Annotated in this window: 18 protein-coding genes; 6 read left to right on the plus strand and 12 right to left on the minus strand. The window is 70.8% G+C overall.

All coding sequences use genetic code 11. The annotated features are described in order from the left end of the window. Positions 1 to 9: 9 nt before the first annotated feature. Positions 10 to 192 carry a DUF1345 domain-containing protein gene (locus ACZ4QV_RS34315; RefSeq protein ID WP_467763854.1) on the minus strand — a complete coding sequence of 61 codons (183 nt, stop codon included), beginning with the start codon at positions 190 to 192 and terminating at the stop codon, positions 10 to 12. A gap of 877 nt (positions 193 to 1,069) precedes the next feature. Here ACZ4QV_RS34315 and ACZ4QV_RS34320 point away from each other — a divergent pair. The 5 genes from ACZ4QV_RS34320 to ACZ4QV_RS34340 all read left to right on the plus strand — a co-directional run bounded on the left by ACZ4QV_RS34320 (position 1,070) and on the right by ACZ4QV_RS34340 (position 4,303). After that, positions 1,070 to 1,747 (plus strand): DUF317 domain-containing protein, encoded by a 678-nt coding sequence (locus ACZ4QV_RS34320; protein WP_467763855.1) that lies wholly within the window; start codon positions 1,070 to 1,072, stop codon positions 1,745 to 1,747. A gap of 68 nt (positions 1,748 to 1,815) precedes the next feature. After that, positions 1,816 to 2,130: a hypothetical protein gene (locus tag ACZ4QV_RS34325; RefSeq protein ID WP_361635999.1), complete on the plus strand. Its 315-nt coding sequence runs from the start codon at positions 1,816 to 1,818 to the stop codon at positions 2,128 to 2,130. Continuing rightward, positions 2,127 to 3,146 carry a WXG100 family type VII secretion target gene (locus ACZ4QV_RS34330; protein WP_361635996.1) on the plus strand — a complete coding sequence of 340 codons (1,020 nt, stop codon included), beginning with the start codon at positions 2,127 to 2,129 and terminating at the stop codon, positions 3,144 to 3,146. The genes ACZ4QV_RS34325 and ACZ4QV_RS34330 overlap by 4 nt, the downstream gene beginning before the upstream one ends. Beyond that, positions 3,143 to 3,748, plus strand: coding sequence for a hypothetical protein (locus tag ACZ4QV_RS34335; RefSeq protein WP_361153950.1), 606 nt, complete (start codon positions 3,143 to 3,145; stop codon positions 3,746 to 3,748). The genes ACZ4QV_RS34330 and ACZ4QV_RS34335 overlap by 4 nt, the downstream gene beginning before the upstream one ends. Positions 3,749 to 4,069: 321 nt before the next feature. After that, the gene (locus tag ACZ4QV_RS34340) at positions 4,070 to 4,303 is read left to right on the plus strand and encodes a hypothetical protein (RefSeq protein WP_361635993.1); all 234 of its coding nucleotides are present in this window, start codon (positions 4,070 to 4,072) and stop codon (positions 4,301 to 4,303) included. Positions 4,304 to 4,796: 493 nt separating this feature from the next. Here the strand turns inward: ACZ4QV_RS34340 and ACZ4QV_RS34345 are convergent, their stop codons facing one another. Then, positions 4,797 to 5,396, minus strand: a complete 600-nt coding sequence (locus ACZ4QV_RS34345; RefSeq protein ID WP_361635990.1) for a hypothetical protein — start codon at positions 5,394 to 5,396, stop codon at positions 4,797 to 4,799. 468 nt (positions 5,397 to 5,864) lie between these two features. Next, entirely contained in the window at positions 5,865 to 6,215 is a 351-nt protein-coding gene (locus ACZ4QV_RS34350; protein WP_467763856.1) for a hypothetical protein, read from the minus strand. 597 nt (positions 6,216 to 6,812) lie between these two features. On the opposite strand from ACZ4QV_RS34350, the gene ACZ4QV_RS34355 reads away from it, so the two are divergent. Next, on the plus strand, positions 6,813 to 7,664 hold the full coding sequence (locus ACZ4QV_RS34355) for a DUF3592 domain-containing protein (RefSeq protein ID WP_361587598.1): 852 nt from the start codon (positions 6,813 to 6,815) through the stop codon (positions 7,662 to 7,664). A gap of 329 nt (positions 7,665 to 7,993) precedes the next feature. Here the strand turns inward: ACZ4QV_RS34355 and ACZ4QV_RS34360 are convergent, their stop codons facing one another. From ACZ4QV_RS34360 to ACZ4QV_RS34400, 9 genes are all read right to left on the minus strand, one after another. Continuing rightward, complete coding sequence (locus ACZ4QV_RS34360; RefSeq protein ID WP_361587596.1) at positions 7,994 to 8,599, minus strand: dihydrofolate reductase family protein; 606 nt, start codon at positions 8,597 to 8,599, stop codon at positions 7,994 to 7,996. A 455-nt stretch (positions 8,600 to 9,054) separates the two neighbouring features. Next, positions 9,055 to 10,689 carry an FAD-dependent monooxygenase gene (locus ACZ4QV_RS34365; protein WP_467763857.1) on the minus strand — a complete coding sequence of 545 codons (1,635 nt, stop codon included), beginning with the start codon at positions 10,687 to 10,689 and terminating at the stop codon, positions 9,055 to 9,057. 86 nt (positions 10,690 to 10,775) lie between these two features. Further along, positions 10,776 to 11,615: an SAM-dependent methyltransferase gene (locus ACZ4QV_RS34370; RefSeq protein ID WP_361615757.1), complete on the minus strand. Its 840-nt coding sequence runs from the start codon at positions 11,613 to 11,615 to the stop codon at positions 10,776 to 10,778. 315 nt (positions 11,616 to 11,930) lie between these two features. Then, positions 11,931 to 12,548: a dTDP-4-dehydrorhamnose 3,5-epimerase family protein gene (locus ACZ4QV_RS34375; RefSeq protein WP_361615758.1), complete on the minus strand. Its 618-nt coding sequence runs from the start codon at positions 12,546 to 12,548 to the stop codon at positions 11,931 to 11,933. A 52-nt stretch (positions 12,549 to 12,600) separates the two neighbouring features. Then, positions 12,601 to 13,710: a DegT/DnrJ/EryC1/StrS family aminotransferase gene (locus ACZ4QV_RS34380; protein WP_361153926.1), complete on the minus strand. Its 1,110-nt coding sequence runs from the start codon at positions 13,708 to 13,710 to the stop codon at positions 12,601 to 12,603. A gap of 85 nt (positions 13,711 to 13,795) precedes the next feature. Then, positions 13,796 to 14,797, minus strand: coding sequence for an NAD-dependent epimerase/dehydratase family protein (locus ACZ4QV_RS34385; RefSeq protein ID WP_361587590.1), 1,002 nt, complete (start codon positions 14,795 to 14,797; stop codon positions 13,796 to 13,798). A gap of 1 nt (position 14,798) precedes the next feature. Further along, positions 14,799 to 16,232 (minus strand): NDP-hexose 2,3-dehydratase family protein, encoded by a 1,434-nt coding sequence (locus ACZ4QV_RS34390; protein WP_361635971.1) that lies wholly within the window; start codon positions 16,230 to 16,232, stop codon positions 14,799 to 14,801. Positions 16,233 to 16,299: 67 nt separating this feature from the next. Next, positions 16,300 to 17,127 carry a class I SAM-dependent methyltransferase gene (locus tag ACZ4QV_RS34395; protein WP_361635968.1) on the minus strand — a complete coding sequence of 276 codons (828 nt, stop codon included), beginning with the start codon at positions 17,125 to 17,127 and terminating at the stop codon, positions 16,300 to 16,302. Further along, a complete protein-coding gene (locus ACZ4QV_RS34400; protein WP_467763858.1) occupies positions 17,124 to 18,425 on the minus strand; it encodes a cytochrome P450 in 1,302 nt (433 codons plus the stop codon). Before ACZ4QV_RS34400 ends, ACZ4QV_RS34395 begins: the two co-directional genes overlap by 4 nt. Positions 18,426 to 18,438: the final 13 nt, after the last annotated feature.

The raw sequence follows: 18,438 nt of genomic DNA on the forward strand, positions 1-18,438 counted from the left end.
GGGCCGCGGTCAGCCGCTGTCCGGGGCGGTGATCAGGCAGGCGACCATGACGGTGTCGAAGACGGACGCGACGACCGAGTTGGCGGCAACCGTCCGTCGCATGTCCCGCGAGGTCACATTCACGTCCGTCGTACCGAACGGCGTCATGACCGCCAGCGCGCAGTGGCCCCGAAGTTCTCGGAGGCTGCTCATCAGTGCATGGAAGACGTCCGGCGCCGGGCCCGTACTGAGTGGGTGGGTGACCCCCTGCCGGGTGTTTCGGCCTCGCGGAGCGGGCGGCCCGAGACGAGTCGGGAACTCTGCTGCCACAGTCGTCTGTTGTCAGCGAAGCCAGCCGCTTTGCCAACCAACCCGGTCGAGCAGGGGTGCTCTCAGGTGGGACACTTGTTCACATGAAAGAGGTGCGCTGCGAGCGATGCGACAACATCATCGGCATGGGTTGTGCCTGTCCTCCTGATGGCAGCGTGCCCCAGGCGCACTCGGAGGACAGGCGTGTTCGACAGGAGTGGCGGCGGTTCCCCGGCAACGCCATCTTGATCAAACAGAATGGTAAGGCGCACGTTCCAGGCGCCTGCGATCACATGACAGAAGACGAGGTGCAGCCTCCGAAGTGGGGTTGGATCCTCGACCCGCCCCCCGGAGAGTGGAGCCGTATCAGCGAAAGCAGCCCAGTCATCGCCTCTGGGGGGAACGCGCGGCTGCGGGCGACGAGCCGGTGCATGACGTGCATGGGGACTCTCGGCGGCTGATGATCTCCAGGGCGTGCTGCGCTGGGGAGCGCTGACCAGAGGGCCGACGGCTTGCCGTCGGCCCTCGTTCGTTTCGTGGTTCTGGGCATGCCGGATGCGGCACGACCCGGTTCGATGGTGACGGACAGTTCGCCGGGAGCAGACAGGAAAGATCGCCAAAGGACCGGTGGAAAGCCGCAGGGCGTGTCAACGTAGCCGACCTTCCTCGAAACCCCTGGTCAGAGTGGTGACACCGTGGAAGTGGATGGCCTGCAACCTGGACTCGCCACGACCGCCGAGCCTTCGGCTCCGCCCCTGGAGGCTCGGTCCCCGGCCAGCCGATGCGGGTGCAGGACCAGTTCGCACACGCCGAGTTCACGCACGTCGTGGACGACCGTGCCGGTGTCCACATCACCTCCCGTGATGGCCGGTTCCACCTCGGCTGGCTCCCCAACGGCAGGCCCGGCGGAGCCGACGAGGACTGGGTGGAGGACGAAGGATGGATGACCGCCATGACCGGCACGGCGAGTGCTCCTGGTTACAAGATGCCCTTCGGAACCGAGACGCCGGCCGATATCGCCGCCGACGCGGCGCGGGTGCTGGAGGCTCCCCGATGCCCTCCGCCGCGCCTTCACCGACCCCGAACGCCCCGAACACCTCGAACGCACCCTCCGCCGCGGACTCGCTCATATCCAGCGACGCCCCAGCCTCGTCGACGGCTGCCTGAACGAGACCGGCCTGGCCATCACCTCACGCCGACCGTCCCCGACCCGAAAAGGTTCTTCGGCACGGGTTCTGTTCTGCGCCGAGTCGATCCGGTGGTTCCAGACCGCACGGTCTGCCGGTTGATGGGCGCGAGGGTCGCGCCCCGGGAGTCGGCAACCCGTATCGGCGTACTCGGAGTCGACATGCCCGGTGCAGGCACACCCGTGCGACGTCGCTCGTCGACTGTGGCTACAGTGATCTCGCGCGATCAACCATCCCATTTCCGCAAAGACTTGGAATGGAGATGGCAGTAATTCGCATATGGGGAGCCAAGTGATCACAATGCGTCCCTATGCGGACAACGGGGTAACAGGAGGGCCGAATGGGTAACGGCTACGACGTCGAGAGCGCAGCTCTGCGCCGGTATGCCAACGCGGTGGACGAGGCGGCGGGTCGGGTCGAGAAGATCCGTAACCGGGCCCGCGGTCTGGAACTGTCCAGCGGGGTGTTCGGGATGCTCTCCGAGTCCGAGAGCCTCAAGGCGGACTACGACAAGCAGTCCGAGGAAGCCGTCAGCGATCTCCATGACGTCAAGGAGTCCCTGAGGGCCATCGCCGACGGCATACGGCTGGCGGCCGACGGCTACGACACCAACGAGGACGACCAGGTCCGGCTCATGGGCGGTGGTCAGGCGTGAGCCAGGCACTGGAACGTATCGGGTTCGACGTCGACTGGAGCAACCCGCTGGCGGGCGCGCTCGACTCCACGATCCGCGGCGCCGTCAAGAGTCTCGGACTCGACGAGTACCTGGAGAAGGTCAGCGGCGACAACGAGAAGCTGATCGCCACCGCCCGCGAGTGGCGGACCGCCGCCTCCGAGATGCAGGGCGTCGTGGACGACCTCCAGGCCGAGCGCCGGACGCTGCAGGCGTCCTGGACGGGGGAGGCGTCCACCGCCTTCGGCACGACCATGACCGAGTTCGAGCAGGCCCTGAAGGGCGAGGCCGAGGACATGATCACGGTCGCCGAACTCCTGGAGATGGCGGCAGAGGCCTGCACCGAGGCCGAGGAAACGATGATCGAGCTGATCACCGAGATCGTCGAGGCACTGCTGGTGGCTGCCGCGACGGCGGCGATCGTCGCGATCCTCACCGCCGGCGTCGGCGCGGCCATCGGCCCGCTGATCGGGGCCGCGGGGGCCACGCACCGGGCTTTGAAGGCCGTACGGATCACCGCCAAGCTGGCGGACAAGCTCAAGGACCTCGCCGACCGGATGCGTGCCCTCCAGAAGCTGCGGAGGGCACGGATCAAGGCCAAGGCGCTGTGGCGCAACAAGAACGCCCGCAAGAAGATCAACAGGGGGGTCAAGCAGGTCGTCAAGCGGGCCGCGGGAGCCAAGGCCGCCGGGGCCGTCATCGACGCGGCGCCGCTCGCCGACAGCGTCATCGAGCACCACACCGGTGTGGACGTCGGCGAGAAGGTCGGCCAGTGGGCCGACAAGGGGGAGGCCGCGCTCCATGACGCGACCGGACTCAAGTGGGTCGACGTCGGCGGCCACCGGTGGGACGTGGAGCACCAGGACGCGGGCAAACCGCCACCGCCCACGGAGCAGCAGAAGCAGTACGCCGACCGCCCCGACCCCAAGAGCTTCGACGAGCGGCTGGCCGAGGCGGCTCCGCGGGCGGCCAAGCCCGTGCGCGAGGTGTTCGGATGAGTCTGCGTGTCGCGCTGGGCCGGGTCCCGTACAAGGAAGCCAGGGAGCGGGCCGGCGAAGCGCTGCCGGGCGACGAGCGGCTCGTACAGAACGAAGTGGCCTTCCCCGGGCACCGGCTGCCCAAGCCGCGCCGGTGGAATCGCCCCCGCGTCCTTGCGGGCCGCCGCCTGCCGGGTGACCGCTGGGAGGGCGCCAAACGAGTCTTCTGGCTGGTCGACGCCATCATCCAGCCGATCCCCGATCTCTTCGGCGCCCGACGCAAGAAGGGCAAGCCTTTGAAGGGCGGCTGGGGAAGCCTGGCGGGCCAACTGGCCACCGCCCTGTGGCCCCGCGTACCGACCACCGACGCGCTGCCCGTACTCCAGCTCACCGATCGCCACCTGCACGTCACCTATGTGCAGCGCGGCCGCCGCCGCGGCGAACTCGGCGCGGTCGAGGCGGGCTGGAGCACGCCCGCCTCCCAGGTGGCGTGGATCCGGCATCGTACGGACATCGACGCGGACACCTACGAAATCGGCTTCACGGACGAATCCTGGGCCCGGGTGGAGATGCCCAGCCAGCACGCCGTGTACTTCGTGGAGTGTTTTCCGCGGGGCGGTTGAAAAGGCCGGGCGGGCACCTGGTCCCCGGGACCACCCTGCCGGACGTCGGACGCGGCCATGGCGTGCAGGGACCACCCCTGCGTCGCGGGGACCACAGGGCGCGACCAGCGGTTTCATCCGGTGGGGTGCGGGATTTTACTGACTTCCGAGGATTCCGACATTTCCGCCTGAAGGGTTCGTTGGAGACGGGGGCGCAATGAGCTGACGACGCTACTACGTGCTGGTGCCGACAGGTATGCGTTGTTGCTGGACAACACGCGGCCGAGAGGCCGGCCGGCCTCGGCGAGACAACCGAACGACAGCGCGCCCGCATCGTCGCCCGTGGCGACCTCGGCGCCGCCCCCTTGGCCACGGGAGACACACAGGCCACGGATCGACGCCGACGAGCCGGCGACGCTGCACAAGCTCGCCGCCGGCCGCCCGAAGAAGCGCGACGGGCGGGAACCCTACAGGCTCGCCGCCGTACCGGCCGGGCTGATGGCCGACCGGGCCTGGGAGCTCCCGGCCGCCGACGGCAGCGTCCTGGACCGCTGGCCGGACATCGCCGCCCCGTAACTGCCCCACCACGTCACAGCCGTCGCGTTCCACCCGGGAACCGGGCAACTGGACCTGCGCCCGGGCCCCGGCTACGCCACTGAGCCGCGCCTGATCACCGCGCGGATCATCGCCACGGCGAACAGCACGACCGGCACCGGCACGGTGCGCATCCTGCCCCCGGGTGCCGCACCCGTGCCCCGGACCGCGCCGGAAGCCCCGGCGACGGCCGACACGCGAGCGGAGCGAGCGCCAAAGGATGCGCCGCACCTCATTGGGTTTGTTCCGACGCGGCGGCGGAAGTATGCGGACATGCCCAAGCCGAAGAGTTTCACCGCGTGGTCGAAGACCCGTACCGATCAGCACAACGCCATCGGGGATTTCGCTCGGGACGTCTCCGCTGATCCGCACTGACCCTCACGCAAGGGACGGCAGGGCCAGCTTGACTGGGCGGCCCAGGGCCCGGCTCTTTGGAGGGCTCTTGGGAGCGGTGGTTCGTGTTGACGCCACGGTTTCAGGCATCCTCCACCGTCTCGGCGACACGGCTGGCCAGGTCCTCCCACGGGCGTGGAGCGAGGACCGGCACGTCGGCCGCCCGTGCCTGTGCGGCGAGCCACCGGCCGTACAGCACGCTGACGCGTGCGCGATGGCGCTGTGGTCCGGCCTCCGGCTCCCGGCGCAGGTAGTTGGCCGTCACCTGCTCCTCGTCGTCCTCGTGGAGGAAGACGGACCGGACCGGACCTTTGGGCGTCGCCGGTCTGGGCAGGACGTAGTCTCCTTCCAGGATCACCGGGGTGTCGGTGCCCACATGGTTGGCCACCACCGCCTCGATCGCCGGTGCCAGTGCCTCGGCGATCGCGATCTGCCGCTCGGCCACCGACTCGGGCGCCTGTAGGGCGGCCTGCGGGTGGGTGCGCCAGAAGTGGACCTCGGGCAGGTGCTCGGGCAGTGTCACCGCAAGGAGGGCCTCCACGATGTCGTCGACCTCCACGACGGGGACGTCGTACCGTCGTGCCATAGCCCGCCCGACACCGGTCTTCCCCATCCCCGACGCGCCCCCGACGACGAGCACCCGCCAGTCGGGAAGACTCTTCAACTCTTTCCTACCGTCCACGCGGGCAGAGTACGGTAACCGCCTTCTTTCCCTCGAGCCACAGCAGCCGCAGCGGTTCCCGTTCGGGGAACGGTCGCGGTGAGCGAATCCGTCCCCCTACAGCATCACCTTCTGGCTGGACCGGCACAGCACCTCTGGGTGATCTCGGGCGGGCGGAGAGCTTTGGCGACAGCGTGAGGTTCAGCGCCGGCGGCCGAACGGCCACCAGCTCCGGCGCGCGCCGCCGCGGGGAGGAAAAGCAGGCCGCGGCGTCACAGGCGCGGGGCACCTACGCTGCCAACTGGGTATGCACGGAAACTGCGTCGGCACCTGACGAGCAGCTCAGGTCGCCGCCGGGTTGGAAGGAAGCGGCTGTGCCGGGCCGCCGCCGGCAGCGGCCCGGGAAGGGTCAGGGCGGTGACCCTGGTGCCGGGGCGAGAACGCGGGCCCCGCCGCCGTGGTGAGTTTCGTCCTGCTCGCTTTTCGGCTTCAGCAGTGCACGTCCACCTTGATGACCGTGTTGTTGCCGTCCAGCGGTCGTTCGGTCCATGCCTCGACCCGGTCCCACGTGCCGTTGACGTAGGTGACGGTGAAGGAGTTGCCGTGGGCCTTGCCCCAGGAGTAGCGGTCGTTGATGGGGTTGTAGCCGCAGTTGTTCATGTTCCACCATCGCCCTGCGTCCGATGCGAGGCGGATGCAGGCCTTTCCCCAGTCGCACTGAGGCGACCAGCCCTTGAGGCCGGGCGAGGCTGCGGCCGGCCCGCTGGCGAGGGCGACGGCGGCTCCGAAGGCGGTTGCCAAGACGGTGGCTCGGGACGCTAACCGGATGATCGACTGCATCGCAGATCCCTTCTTGTAGGGCCATCCGTGCGGTACGAGAGTGACAGACTGGGCACGCTTCAGTAACCGATCCGGGTGCGAATGGCCAGCATGTGATGCCGAACGCTCAGCGCGGTTTCCGGACACTGAGCGACGCGCGTCATGAAATTGCAGGTCGCGCGGCTGCTGAGCACGGAGTTCAGGGTGTTCGATCCGGGCGCGGGTGCAGAGCTCCGGTCAAGATCGCGGCCAGAGGGCGGCATGCCTTTTTCGCCGCCGCGTCCGGGGCCTGTCGCGGCCGACGGCACCCTGGCCTTGGCCGGTCCGGCCGCCATCACCGCCCAAGGCACCCTCCGCGTCCAAAGCACCTGATCGAAACAGCCCTGGGGCATCAACGGCGACCTACCAACAGGGCGCGGAGAACTGGTGGCTCGGCCCTTCCGGCGGGTGAGGGCAGGCGCGGAGCGTCGGTGAAAGCCGGGGCCGCAGTGGCGCTGCGAGCAGCACGCCGCCGCCAGGTTCGGGCGCGGGCGTGATGCCGGCTGCACACCGTGTTGGGCGTGTTTGCCCTGCACGGAGAGGTACACCCCTTGTCTGCCGACATTTATGATCTTGGGCATGGGGTCGATACCGGAAGTGGTGCTGCGGGGGCGAGGCGTCGTCTTCCGGCTGGAGGCGTATGCGGTGCGGGTGGTGCGCGGCCGCACCACGTGGACGGTGCCGCTGGCTGCGATCGACCGCGTCGCGTACGCGGGAGGACGCGTCCTTCTGGAGCTGTCCGGCGATGAAGCCGTCCAGGACGGCGCTTTCACGCTGATCACCCGCAACGCCACCGCCGCCGATGCCTTCGTGCGGCAGGTGCGGACCGCTCTGGCGCGTCCGCCGGCCTCGGGGCAGAGTCCGAGCCGCGTGGTGAGAGAGGACGCCGGCCGCCGCCGTTGGCGTCTGCCGCGTCTGTCGGCGGGCGCGAAGATCGGCCTGGGTGTCGTGCCGTACCTCGCGTTCGCCGCCGTAGCCGTGGAGGAGGGCGCTAAAGCCGGGGTCGGCGGCCTGGTGGGCTTCACCATGGCCTACGGTCCCGCGGGCTGGCTGATGCTGTACTTCGGCTGGACCGAAGTGGTGCGCGACGCCTTGATCCTGCGACGGCGCGGCATCACCGTTGCCGGCCGGATCCGGGACTACAAGTGGCGCCGCATCGGGGAGGACTCGGGAGAGTGGCACCCCGTGTACGAGTTCCAAACGCTGGAGGGCCAGCGCCTGGTCGTCACCCAGACCGCCGGCCACGCACACAAGGGCGGCAGCGGACCGGTGGACGTGACCTACGACCCGCTGGCTCCGACGCGCGTCCGGGGCCTGCGCGACAAGGGACTCACCGTACGCGGCATCGTGCTGACCTTCTTCGGCGTGCTCTCCGTCCTCTTGATGCTCATCCCCCTGTGGCTGGTCATCTCCGCCCTGCTGACGGCCTGACCCCGGCTCGCACCGCTGCCGCCGGCATCGACCGCGACGCTGTCATCGCCGGTCTCACCCTGCCCTGGAACTCGGGCGTCGTAGAGGGGCACGTCAACCGGATCATTCTCAGCTCGCGAGGCTCTGCCCAGGAAGCGTCCGGCGGCGCATCCATATCCGGAAGACGGATCTTTGCGGGGACTGAGGCCTGGGAGGGCGTACGTGGGCTCACCTGCGACGGTCCAGGTGGGCCGGGCGCCCTGACGTTGGCCGTTCGCCCCCTACTGAGGTCTTGCTCCGCGCGCGTCGGCGCCGGCCTGGTGTCGTCCGGACCGGCGGACGGGGCGACGTCACGCAGGGGCGCCGAGCGGCGGGTGCTCGAGCACGCGGGGCTTGTACTCGACCAGTTGGATGCGGCCGTCGAAGGTGCGGTGTTCGGTCATCTCGAGGGCAACGTCCGGGTAGCCGTCGTAGATGCGTTCTTCGCCCGTGGCCCCGGTGATCACCGGGAACATCACGACCCGGAAGCGGTCGACGAGTCCGGCTCGTAGCAGGGACCGGCACAGGCTGAGGCTGCCGATCGTGATGAGGAGCCCCGAGCCACTCGACTTCATGGCGCGGACCGCCTCGACGGCATCGTCGCGGACGAGCGTGGAGTTGGCCCACGTCAGTGGCTCCTTGAGGGAGGAGGAGAACACCACCTTGGGCGCTTGCGTGAGCTCGTCGACGGACGCCTCTTCTTCGGGCCTGAACTCGTCTTGGCCGTGCGGGACCTCGCCCGCGGCGAAGCCCGACATCTGGCGGTAGGTGTTCGCTCCCATCAGGTAGGTGGCCTCGGGCAGCTCGCCGAGCCATGCGAGGTACTCCGGGCCCTCCAGGCCCCAGAAGCCGGGCCACCCCTTTCCCGATGCATGGCCGTCGAGGGAGGTGATGAAGTCGACAAGAAGCTCCGACATGGCGGTGTCCTTACGTGGGGTGCCGCGAGCTTGACCGACCGGGAGCAGCAGACTCATCGGCCGCGCTGTGGAGTAACGAGGAAACGGCCTGGGCCAACCATCATGCTCAGCCGGGCCAAGTACAACACTCAGGGGCCGACTGAAACGCTCAGTCACACTTGTGAGGACATCCGTTGCTCGTCCCTCCCGAAGCGTAGGCAGCCCGCAGTGTCTCGTGGTCGTTTCACGCGCCAATCCGAGCCCGGAGAGGCCGGGCGCATACCCGTACGAGGCCATCTTTTGCCTTGACTCGGGCCGACCCCGGCCCTTGAACCGAACGGGCCAGCCGCGATGCGCCGAGTGCGGGGCCAGTGACCGGTCATTGCCGCAGCGGCTCCCTTTGCGGCGGCCGGAAGACGGCAGGCTGTTCGCTCCGGCGTGGTCCGCCGCGTTTCCTGCTCGGCCGTCGTGCCCGTTCACCGGTGTCCGTGCGCGGCCCCGGCGCCTCGTACCGTATCGACGAGGGATTCCGGGTTTGGGGGCAGCTCGTCACCGCGCCATGCCACACAGCCGTCCGGGCGGACCAGCACGAAGGGCCGTTCGTAGAGCTTGGCGATCTCCCCGTCGCCCGCGGTCCGTACGGTCAGCGGCACGCCTCGCTCGGCGAACGCGCGCTCGGTCCCCTCCACCCCGGGGTGCTCGGCGAAGCACAGCAGGACGAATCCGCGCCCGAACAGGTCGAGGGTGGAAGTGTCCGCGTCCCACCACGCGTGCGCGGCGCGGTAGCCCGGCTCGCTGCCCGGGCGCCAGCCGGCGTCCGGCTTGCCCTGACGCACCGGTACGTCGGGGTCCTCGATGATGACGGGGGAGCGGTAACGCAGCCCGAAGTGGATCTCGGGGGCGTCGAACTCCCGCTCCACGCCGCTGCTCGCCAGCCGCTGCGCCATCTCTGCACGGGCCCGCTCACCCTCGGGCCCGTCCAGGTGGACCTCGGGCGGCAGCCGCCTGCGCAGGGTGCGCTCCAGGTTGAGGTTGGCCTCCTCCAGGCTCTGCACGGCGATCGGCCTGCGCTCGGTCTCGTACGTGTCGAGCAACTGCTGCCCGGCCCAGCCGTTCAGCGCGGCGGCGAGTTTCCAGCCCAGGTCGGCGGCGTCGCCGATGCCGGTGTTGAGCCCGAAGCCGCCGGAGGGCGAGAGGGTGTGCGCGGCGTCGCCGGCGAGGAAGACGCGTCCGGCCCGGTACCGGTCGGCGACGCGGTGGGTGAGGTGCCACTCACCGTCGCTCAGCAGCTCCACCGGGGTGTCGACGGCGAGGGCGTCGCCGATCAGCGACAGCGCGTCGACCCGACCGGCGGCGCCGTCGTCCACGCCCACGACCAGGTTGTACAGGTCGTTGCCGTTCAGCGAGCGCAGGGGGAAGCGCAGCGTGGACGAGAGCATGAGGAAGTGGACGAGCGCGGCGCGGTCGCCGAGCCGCTCCTTCAGCCCGGGCGCGCGGAAGAGGATGTTGCGGAAGATCTGTGTACGGTGGCGGGCCGGCGCGTCGATGCCGCAGGACTGCCGGACGGGGGAGGCGGCGCCGTCGCAGGCGACCAGGAACCGCGCCCGTACGGTGCCGGTCGTGCCGGTGGCGTGGTCGGTGAGGGTGGCGTCGACGTGGTCGTCGGTGCGCAGCACGCGGTCGACGGTGGTACGGAGCCGCAGCGGACCGTCCGGGTGGACGCCCACGGCCCGCGTCAGCACCGGGTTGAGCCAGTGCGCCGGGCAGATCTGGTCGGGCTCGGGGGTGTGCGCGAAGGCCGGGCGGTTTCCGGCGGTGCCCCGACGGTACCGGTAGATCTCGTGACCGCCGACCCGGGTGACCCAGGCGATGTCCAGGGGGTGATCGGCCGGCCACCCGGCGCCGCGGACGGCGTCCGCGACGCCCCAGCGGCGGAACAGCTCCATCGAACGCGGACCGATCGTGCTGACCTTGGGGTGCCGGACCTCTCCGTCACCGGCGTCCGCGAGCACGCAGTCGATCCCGCGGTACCTCAGGTCCAGGGCCAGCGCCATCCCGACCGGGCCGCCGCCCACGATCAGCACGTCGGTCCGCTCACCGGAATGCATCATGTCGTCCTTGCCTTTCTTCGTGGGCCGGTCCGGCCGTCGGTGGAACCGGGAGGGCGCGCGGGGCATCCTCCCGGGACGGTCATCGGCTACGGGCGTTCCGCGGTGGCCAGCAGACAGCCGAAGTCGTCGACGCCCGCCAGGTCGGACGGCCGGAAGGCGGCGTCGGTGAAGAAGTTGCTCTCGTCGAGGGCTGCGGGGCGGTCCTCCACGGCCGACAGCTTCGCGATCTCTTCGGCGAGGCGCAGCGTGGTCTGCTCGGTGACGTCGAGGATCTCGCGCAGCCGCAGGCCGGAACGGTGGAGCAGTGCGACGTAGTCGTCGATGTCCGCCGTGGTCGACATCAGGCCGCTGCAGAACTTGTCGATGCCCGGGTGCCGCACCTCCTTGCGCGGGAAGCGTTCGAACACATCGGTCAGGACGAGCCGGCCGCCGGGTCGCAGGACCCGGCACACCTCGGTGAGCACCTGCTGCCGGTCCGGCATGTGGCAGAGCGACTCCAGGGCCATCACGGCGTCGAACGTCCCGTCGGGGAAGTCCAGCTTCATCGCGTCGGCGTGCCGGAACACGGCCCGGTCGGCGGCCCCGGCCTCGGCCGCCAGCCGGTTGGCGGCCTTGATCTGCTCCTCGCTGATGCTGATGCCGGTGACCCGCGCGCCGGTGTGCGCCACGACCCGCAGGCCGGGGCCTCCCACGCCGCAGCCCAGGTCGAGGACGTGGGACGAGCCGTCCACCTTCAGCCGTTCGATGAACACGTCGGTGAGCCGGTCCATCGCCGCCTCGATCGAGGCCTCGGAGTCCGGCGTGTCCCAGTAGCCGATGTGGACGTTGGTGTTGAAGGTGCCGTCGTTCATGGCGTTCAGCGTCAGCCGGTCGTAGAGCTTGCCGACGGCTCCCGGCACGGGCAGCGTCTGGGCGGGGTCGGTCATGGCAACGGCCTTTCGGTTCGACGGGTGCGGAGCGTGGTGCGGGGGACTGGTACGGGCAGGGTGTGCGGTGGGCCGGTGGGAGGTGGACCCCTCGCGGTCGGTGCGGGGTGGCGGCGGGCCCGGCCCGGCCGCCGTAGCCCTGAGCATCGGGCCGCGCGGGCCGCGGAGCAGCGGTGCGGACGAAAACCCGCTCGTTCACGTGGGTGCGCGCCGCCGGTTCGGTCCGGCCGGGTGGGCGGAACACCGTTCAGCCCATGCGCGCCCGGGCAGGCCGGGGGATATGGGTCTCTCGGGGGCGCCGGTCGGGCCGGGCCGTCAGGCGTCCGCGGCCTCCGGTGACCAGCCTTTCTCGATCTCCTGGCACCGGCCGTAGTCCGGCAGCAGGCCCTGTTCCCGGGCCTCGGCGAGCGTGATCGCCGCGCCGTCCCGTTCGGACAGGATCGGCTCGGTGTCCTGGGGGACGGGCAGCCCGAGCGCCGGGTCCAGGACGGACAGGGCGAGTTCGTTCTCCGGTACGTAGCTCCCGGAGAGCATGTACGACATGACGGTGTCGTCCTCCAGCGCCACGAACGCGTGGCCCACCCCCACCGGGAAATAGGTGGTCCGGTGGTCCTGCTGGTCCATCAGCACCGAGTCCCACCGGCCGTACGTGGGCGAGCCGACCCGGATGTCGACCACGATGTCCAGGGCCGCGCCGCGCGCGCAGTAGACGTACTTCGCGGTGCCGGGCGGTGTCACGGTGTAGTGGATGCCGCGCACCACGCCGCGCCGGGAGACGCTGTGGTTGGTCTGCGCGACGCGGAAGAGCGGACCGCCGTGCGCCTCGGCGAACGCCTCCTCCTGGAACGGCGAGAAGAACAGGCCCCGTTCGTCGGGAAAGACGCGGGGGGTGAACTCCAGTGCTCCCTCGACGGTGAGTTCGCGTGCTTTCATGTCTGCTCCCGTGGCTGGGTGAACGGCTCGGCGGACTGGCGGTCGGCGGGTCTCACAGCGTCGCCAGCACCTCGCGCACGGCGTGGATGACCTTGTCCTGGAGGTCGCGCGGCAGCGAGGGGTACATCGGCAGCGAGAAGATCTCGCCGGCCAGCGCCTCGGTGACGGGCAGGGACCCCGGGGCGTACCCGAGGTGCGCGAACCCGGTCATGGTGTGCACCGGCCACGGATAGCTGATGTTGAGGTGGATGTCGTACGCCTTGAGGCGCTCGATGATGTCGTCACGCCGGGGGTGGCGCACCACGTACACGTAGTACACGTGCTCGTTTCCGGGGACGGTGTGCGGGAGCACGAGACCGGTGTCGGCGAGAGCATCGGCGTAGCGCTGCGCGACGGCCCGGCGGCCGGCGATGTAGGTGTCGAGCCGCTTGAGTTTGCGCCGCAGGATCTCGGCCTGCACCTCGTCCAGGCGGCTGTTGTGGGCGGGCGTCTCCAGGGTGTAGTAGCGGTCCTCCATGCCGTAGTACCGCAGCCGCCGCAGCCGTTCCGCCACGGTCGCGTCCGAGGTGAGGGTCGCGCCGCCGTCGCCGTACGCGCCGAGGACCTTGGTCGGGTAGAAGGAGAAGGCGGCCGCGTCACCGGTCGTGCCGGCCGGCGTGCCGCCCTGCCGGGCGCCGTGGGCCTGGGCGCAGTCCTCCAGGATGGCCAGCCCGTGCCGGGCGGCCAGCTCCTTCAAGGGGGCCATGTCCACGCACTGTCCGTACAGGTGTACCGGCAGGAGGCACCGCGTGCGTTCGGTGATGGCCGCTGCCACCTGGCCGGTGTCCATGAGGAAGTCGTCCTCGCGCACGTCGACGAAGACGGGGGTGGCGCCCGTGCCGTCGATGGCGACCACGGTCGGTGCCGCGGTGTTAGACACCGTGATCACCTCGTCGCCCGGGCCGACGCCCAGCGCCTGCAGCCCGAGCTTGATCGCGTTCGTCCCGTTGTCGACACCGACGCAGTGGGCCGCCCCGTGATAGGCGGCGAATTCCGCCTCGAAGCCGCGCACGCTCGCGCCCAGCACGAGCTGCCCCGAGCCGAAGACCGTCGCTACGGCGTCGAGGATGTCCGGACGCTCGTCCTCGTACTCCGCCAGGTAATCCCAAACACGCGTGGTCATGTGCCAGCCTTTCCAGGACTGCGGCGGACGGCCGTGCTGCGGCCGCACGCCTGCGGTGGGTGTCGTCCATCAGAGGTGCGTGTCGTCACCGGGCCTCGCTCTCCTGCCCGGCCAGAGCGGTGACGGTGCGCCGCAGCCCCTCGGGAAGCGAGGTCCGGGGGCACCAGCCGGTGGCCGCCCGGAACGGGGAGGAGTCGATGGTCACGCTGCGGAAGTCCGTCACGGGGGCGTGGGCCGGCGGTTCGACGGACTCCACGGCGACCGGCTGCCGCCCCGTGTGGTCGGACACGGTCCGGGCGATGAGCCGGAAGACGTCGCCGAGCGCGTCGCCCCGGCCGGCGCCGATCAGCCAGTGGCCGCCCACCAGGGCGTCCGGATGGTCGAGGGCCGCCGCGAACGCCGCCGCGACATCGCTGACGTGGACCAGGTCGCGCCGCACCGTGCCGTCGTGCCACATGGTGAGCGGCAGGCCCGTGAGCGCCCGCCGCACCATGGCGGACACGACACCGCGGTCGCCGGTACCGGGCGCCGCTCCCTCACCGAACACCGTGGGCAGACGCAGGCTGATGCCGCGCGCCCGGCCCTCGGCCGTGGCCTTGAGCAGGAGGTGCTCCGCCGTCAGTTTCTGCCGGTCGTAGGCGGTTTCGGGATGGTCGGGTTCACTGCCGTCGAGCGGTTCCCGCGGCGGCACGCCGACCTGCGAGGCGGCGCCCGCGTACACCACCAGCGGGGGCGCCCCGACGCCCGCGGCCGGCCGCAGGACGTCCAGGAGGTCCCGCATCACGCCCACGTTCACGCGCTCGGCCTCCGGCTCGGTCTCGGCCGCCCGCCATCCGCCGTCCGCCAGGAGCAGATGCACCACCGCGTCCGAGCCCGCGACGGCCTCGGCGAGCGCAGCCCGGTCGGTGAGGTCGGCGGTGACGGCGGTGGTCCCGGCCGGGCCCGGGGGAATCGCGCTCGGCCTGCGCGCCACCGCCCGCAGGCGGACCGGGCGCTGCGCCAGTGCGCGCAGGACGGCCGATCCCACGAAGCCCGAGGCGCCGAGCACGGTGATCAGCGGTTCGGCGGCTGCAGGTGTGCGTGCCATGTCACACCTCTCCCCGGGTCCGTATCGCCATGGCGTTGAGGCAGGCCAGGAGCGTGCGGGCCTCCACGTTGAGGTAGTGCCCGTGCCGGGTGAGGGCCCTGAGCTGGGCGGGGGTGGCCCAGACGAAGCCAGCAGGCGGGTCGAGCGCGGCCCCGGTCCCCTCGGCGTCGACGACGAGGTACCGGCTCCGGGCGTTCAAGAAGCGCCCGCCCTCCTCGGAGTGGACGGCCTGGTAACGGATCCGCGCCTCGGGTGCGTTCAGGACAGCGTCGAGGAAGGGCGGGCGGTCCGCCTCCGGCAGGTGGGCATGGTTGCCTGGCGTGCACTGGACGGTGGGCGCCAGCTCGACCGTGTCCAGGAAGCCGCCCTCGGCCCGGGCCTGCACCAGCACGTGCGGCACCCCGTCGATCTCGCGCACGAGGAACGCGGTCACCCCCGTGCCGACGGGTTCGATCAACGGCTGGTCCCAGCGGACCACTTCGCGGCTGCCGGCCCGTACGGAGACCGCGACGACCTTGAAGTAGCGGCCGTCCTCGTGCTCGATCGCCTCGACACCGTGCTTCCAGCCGCGCACGGAGGCCAGCGGTACGCGGCGGGTCCGCACGTCGCGGCGGGAGCGCTCGCCGGTGAACCACGACAGGAGCTGGGCGTCGGAGAGCAGCGCGCCGGGCGATGTGTCCTGGTACGGCACGCAGGACAGCACGGTTCTGGCGTTCATGTTGACCATGTCGTCCTCGTGCAGGAGTTCGGCGATCTGGCCGAGGGTGAGCCAGCGGAAGTCGTCCGTCGCGGGGACCTCGCCGGCCGTCTCGACGATCATGTTGCGGTTGGACTTGCGGAAGAACCACGAGCCTTGTTCCGACTGGAGCACGTCCACGATGATCCGGTCGCGGTCGGGCCGCACGAAGTGGTCGATCAGCCGCACGTCCGCGCCCCGGTGGGCCCTGGTGTAGTTGCTGCGGGTGGCCTGCACGGTCGGCGAGAGCTGGAGCAGGTTGGGGTTTCCCGGCTCCATCTTGGCCTGCATCAGGAAGTGCAGCACCCCGTCGAACTCCTTGGCCAGAATGCCCAGGATGCCCACCTCCGGCTGCCTGATGACGGGCTGCTGCCACTCCCGGCGGGGGCCGTCGCCGTAGGGCCCGTCGTGTTCCTCCACATGCAGGCCCTCGACGGTGAAGAACCGCCCGCTGCGGTGCACGAGATCCCCGGTACCGGGCTCGAACCGCCACTCGCCCAGCTCCGCGAACGGGATGCGATCCACGCGGAAGACATGGGCCCGGCGGCGCTCCGCCAGCCAGGCGTGCACGTCCTCGGTCCGCGACCGCACCCCGCGGCGGGCCGCTGCCGACAGGGCGAGACGGCCGGCCAGCGAACGGTCCTTGCGCGGACGTACGGCGACGGGGGCGGCAGGCGGTGGGCCGAGGCAAGACGACATCGAAGTACTCCCTGTCTGCGGGGGCGAGAGCGGAACGGTGTTCGCCCGGCCGGCCACGCCCGTGGGGTCAGGTCCGCTGCGCGGTGATCAGGACATAGCCCGCGTGCAGGTGCTTGCCGAAGGCGTCCATCAGGTCGGCTGCCGCGCTGATCTGCTTCGCCGCCGGGGCTTCGAGGGAGGCGGCGATGGTCCGGAAGGCGGCCGCGGCGTGCCCGTAACTGGCGCGGACCTGTTCGCCGATGTCCGTGAGCTCCAGCAGTTGCCAGCCCGCTTCGGCCAGGCGCGCGCGGTGCTCGTCGGGCGTGTTGATCCCGGCGATCTCGTACACGTCCAGCATGCCGTCCAGCACGGTCCGGTCCTCGCCGGTGAACGGCTGCCGCTGACACAGGTCGGTGACGACCAGACGCCCGCCGGAGCGGACGACGCGGCGGATCTCCGCCAGGGCGGCGGTCTGGTCGGTGATGTGCAGCAGCGATTCGATCGCCCAGGCCCCGTCGAAACAACCGTCGTCGAAGGGCAGGTCCACGGCGTCCGCGAACCGGAAGGAGACCCGGTCGCGCGCGTCGGAGCCGTCCGCCTCCTTGTCCGCCTGGGCGAGCTGCTGGTGGCTGACGGTGATGCCGGTCACGCGGACGTCGTGCGCGCCCGCGATACGCAGGGCCGGGAGGCCGTTGCCGCAGCCCACGTCGAGCAGCCGCTGGTCCGGCCGGAGGTCGAGGCGGGCGGCGACGAGGTCGGTGAGGCGGTCGGTGGCCTCGGTGATCGGGAGGCCGGGGTCGTCGTCCCAGTAGCCGACGTGGATGTTGCCGCCCAGGGCGGTCGTGGCCCCGGCGTCGGCGAACACGTCGTACGCCTGGCCGACGGAGTCGGGGCTGGTGCCGGGCTGTTGTGTCATGAGTGCCTTTCCTTCGCGCGGTGTCGGTGGGGCGCCGCGGGGCACGGCAGGTCGGATCTGCCGAGCACCAGCCGTGTCGGCCCGTGGAAGACCATGTCGTCGGCGTACTCGACCTGTTGACTGCCGCGGCCCAGCCCGGACATGCCGTCCAGCAGCGTCCGGAGACCGATTTCGGCCTCCGCGCGGGCCAGCGTCGCCCCGAGGCAGTAGTGGATGCCCAGTCCGAAGCCCAGGTGCCGGTCGGCGGGGCGGCGCACGTCCAGGACGTCGGGGCGCGAAAAGCGCGCGGGGTCCCGGTTCGCCGAGCCGAGCAGGGCGACGACTCGGCTGCCGCGCGGCACCTCGTACTCACCGAGGCGGGTGTCCCGGTAGGCCCATCGCGTCACCGCCTGCACCGGAGGGTCGTAGCGCATCAGCTCCTCGACCGCCCCCGGCGTCAGCTCGGGAGCGGCGCGCAGCGCGTCGAGGACCTCGGGGTGAGCCCGCAGCGCCAGCACTGCCTTCGCCAGGAAGTTGGTGGTGGTCTCGTGTCCGGCGGTGAGCAGGTGGACGCAGGTCCCCACGATCCCGTCCACGTTCAGCGGCGCACCGCCGTCCCGGGCGCGGACCAGGAGCGTGAGCAGGTCGCCGTGGTCGTCCCCGTGCCGCCGGGTCACCTCCTGCCGGAAGTAACGGGTCAACGCGCCGGCGGCTGCCTCGGCCCGTGCGTAGCCGCCGGTGCCGTTGCGCGAGCGGGTACTGCCGGCCTCCTGGAGGGCCAGCGCGTTGGCGCGCAGCCAGCCGTGGTGGTCCTGCGGAATGCCGAGCAGTTCGCAGATGACGAGGATGGGAAACGGCGCCGCGAAGCCCTCGACGAGGTCGGCCTCCTGGTGCCGTTCGAGCTGTTCCAGCAGCTCGTGTGCGATCAGCGTGATGCGGGGCCGCAGACCGGTGACGATCGAAGGGGAGAACTCCGTACCGAGCAGGGAGCGCAGTTCGGTGTGGCGCGGCGGATCCAGGAACACCAGCCAGTTCTCCACGACGGTCCGCAGGGCCCGGTACTCGGCGGGGACCGGGACGGGCGCCGCGCCGGGGTCGCCGGACGCCACGCGCGCGTCCCGGCCGAACCACCGGTCCGACAGCACCTGGACGACCTCGTCGTAGGAGAAGACGTAGAAGGTGTCCGGCGCGCCCGCGCCCGGTGCCCCGCGGTGGACCGGCGCGGCCTCCCGGTAGCGCCGGTACACCGGGTACGGGTGGGCGATGTCCGCCCCGTCCCAGCCCTTGAGGTCGAACCGCGGCAGCGTCGCGGATGGCATGCGGTCTCCTTCG

The organism is Streptomyces sp. NPDC026394 (assembly GCF_055567735.1).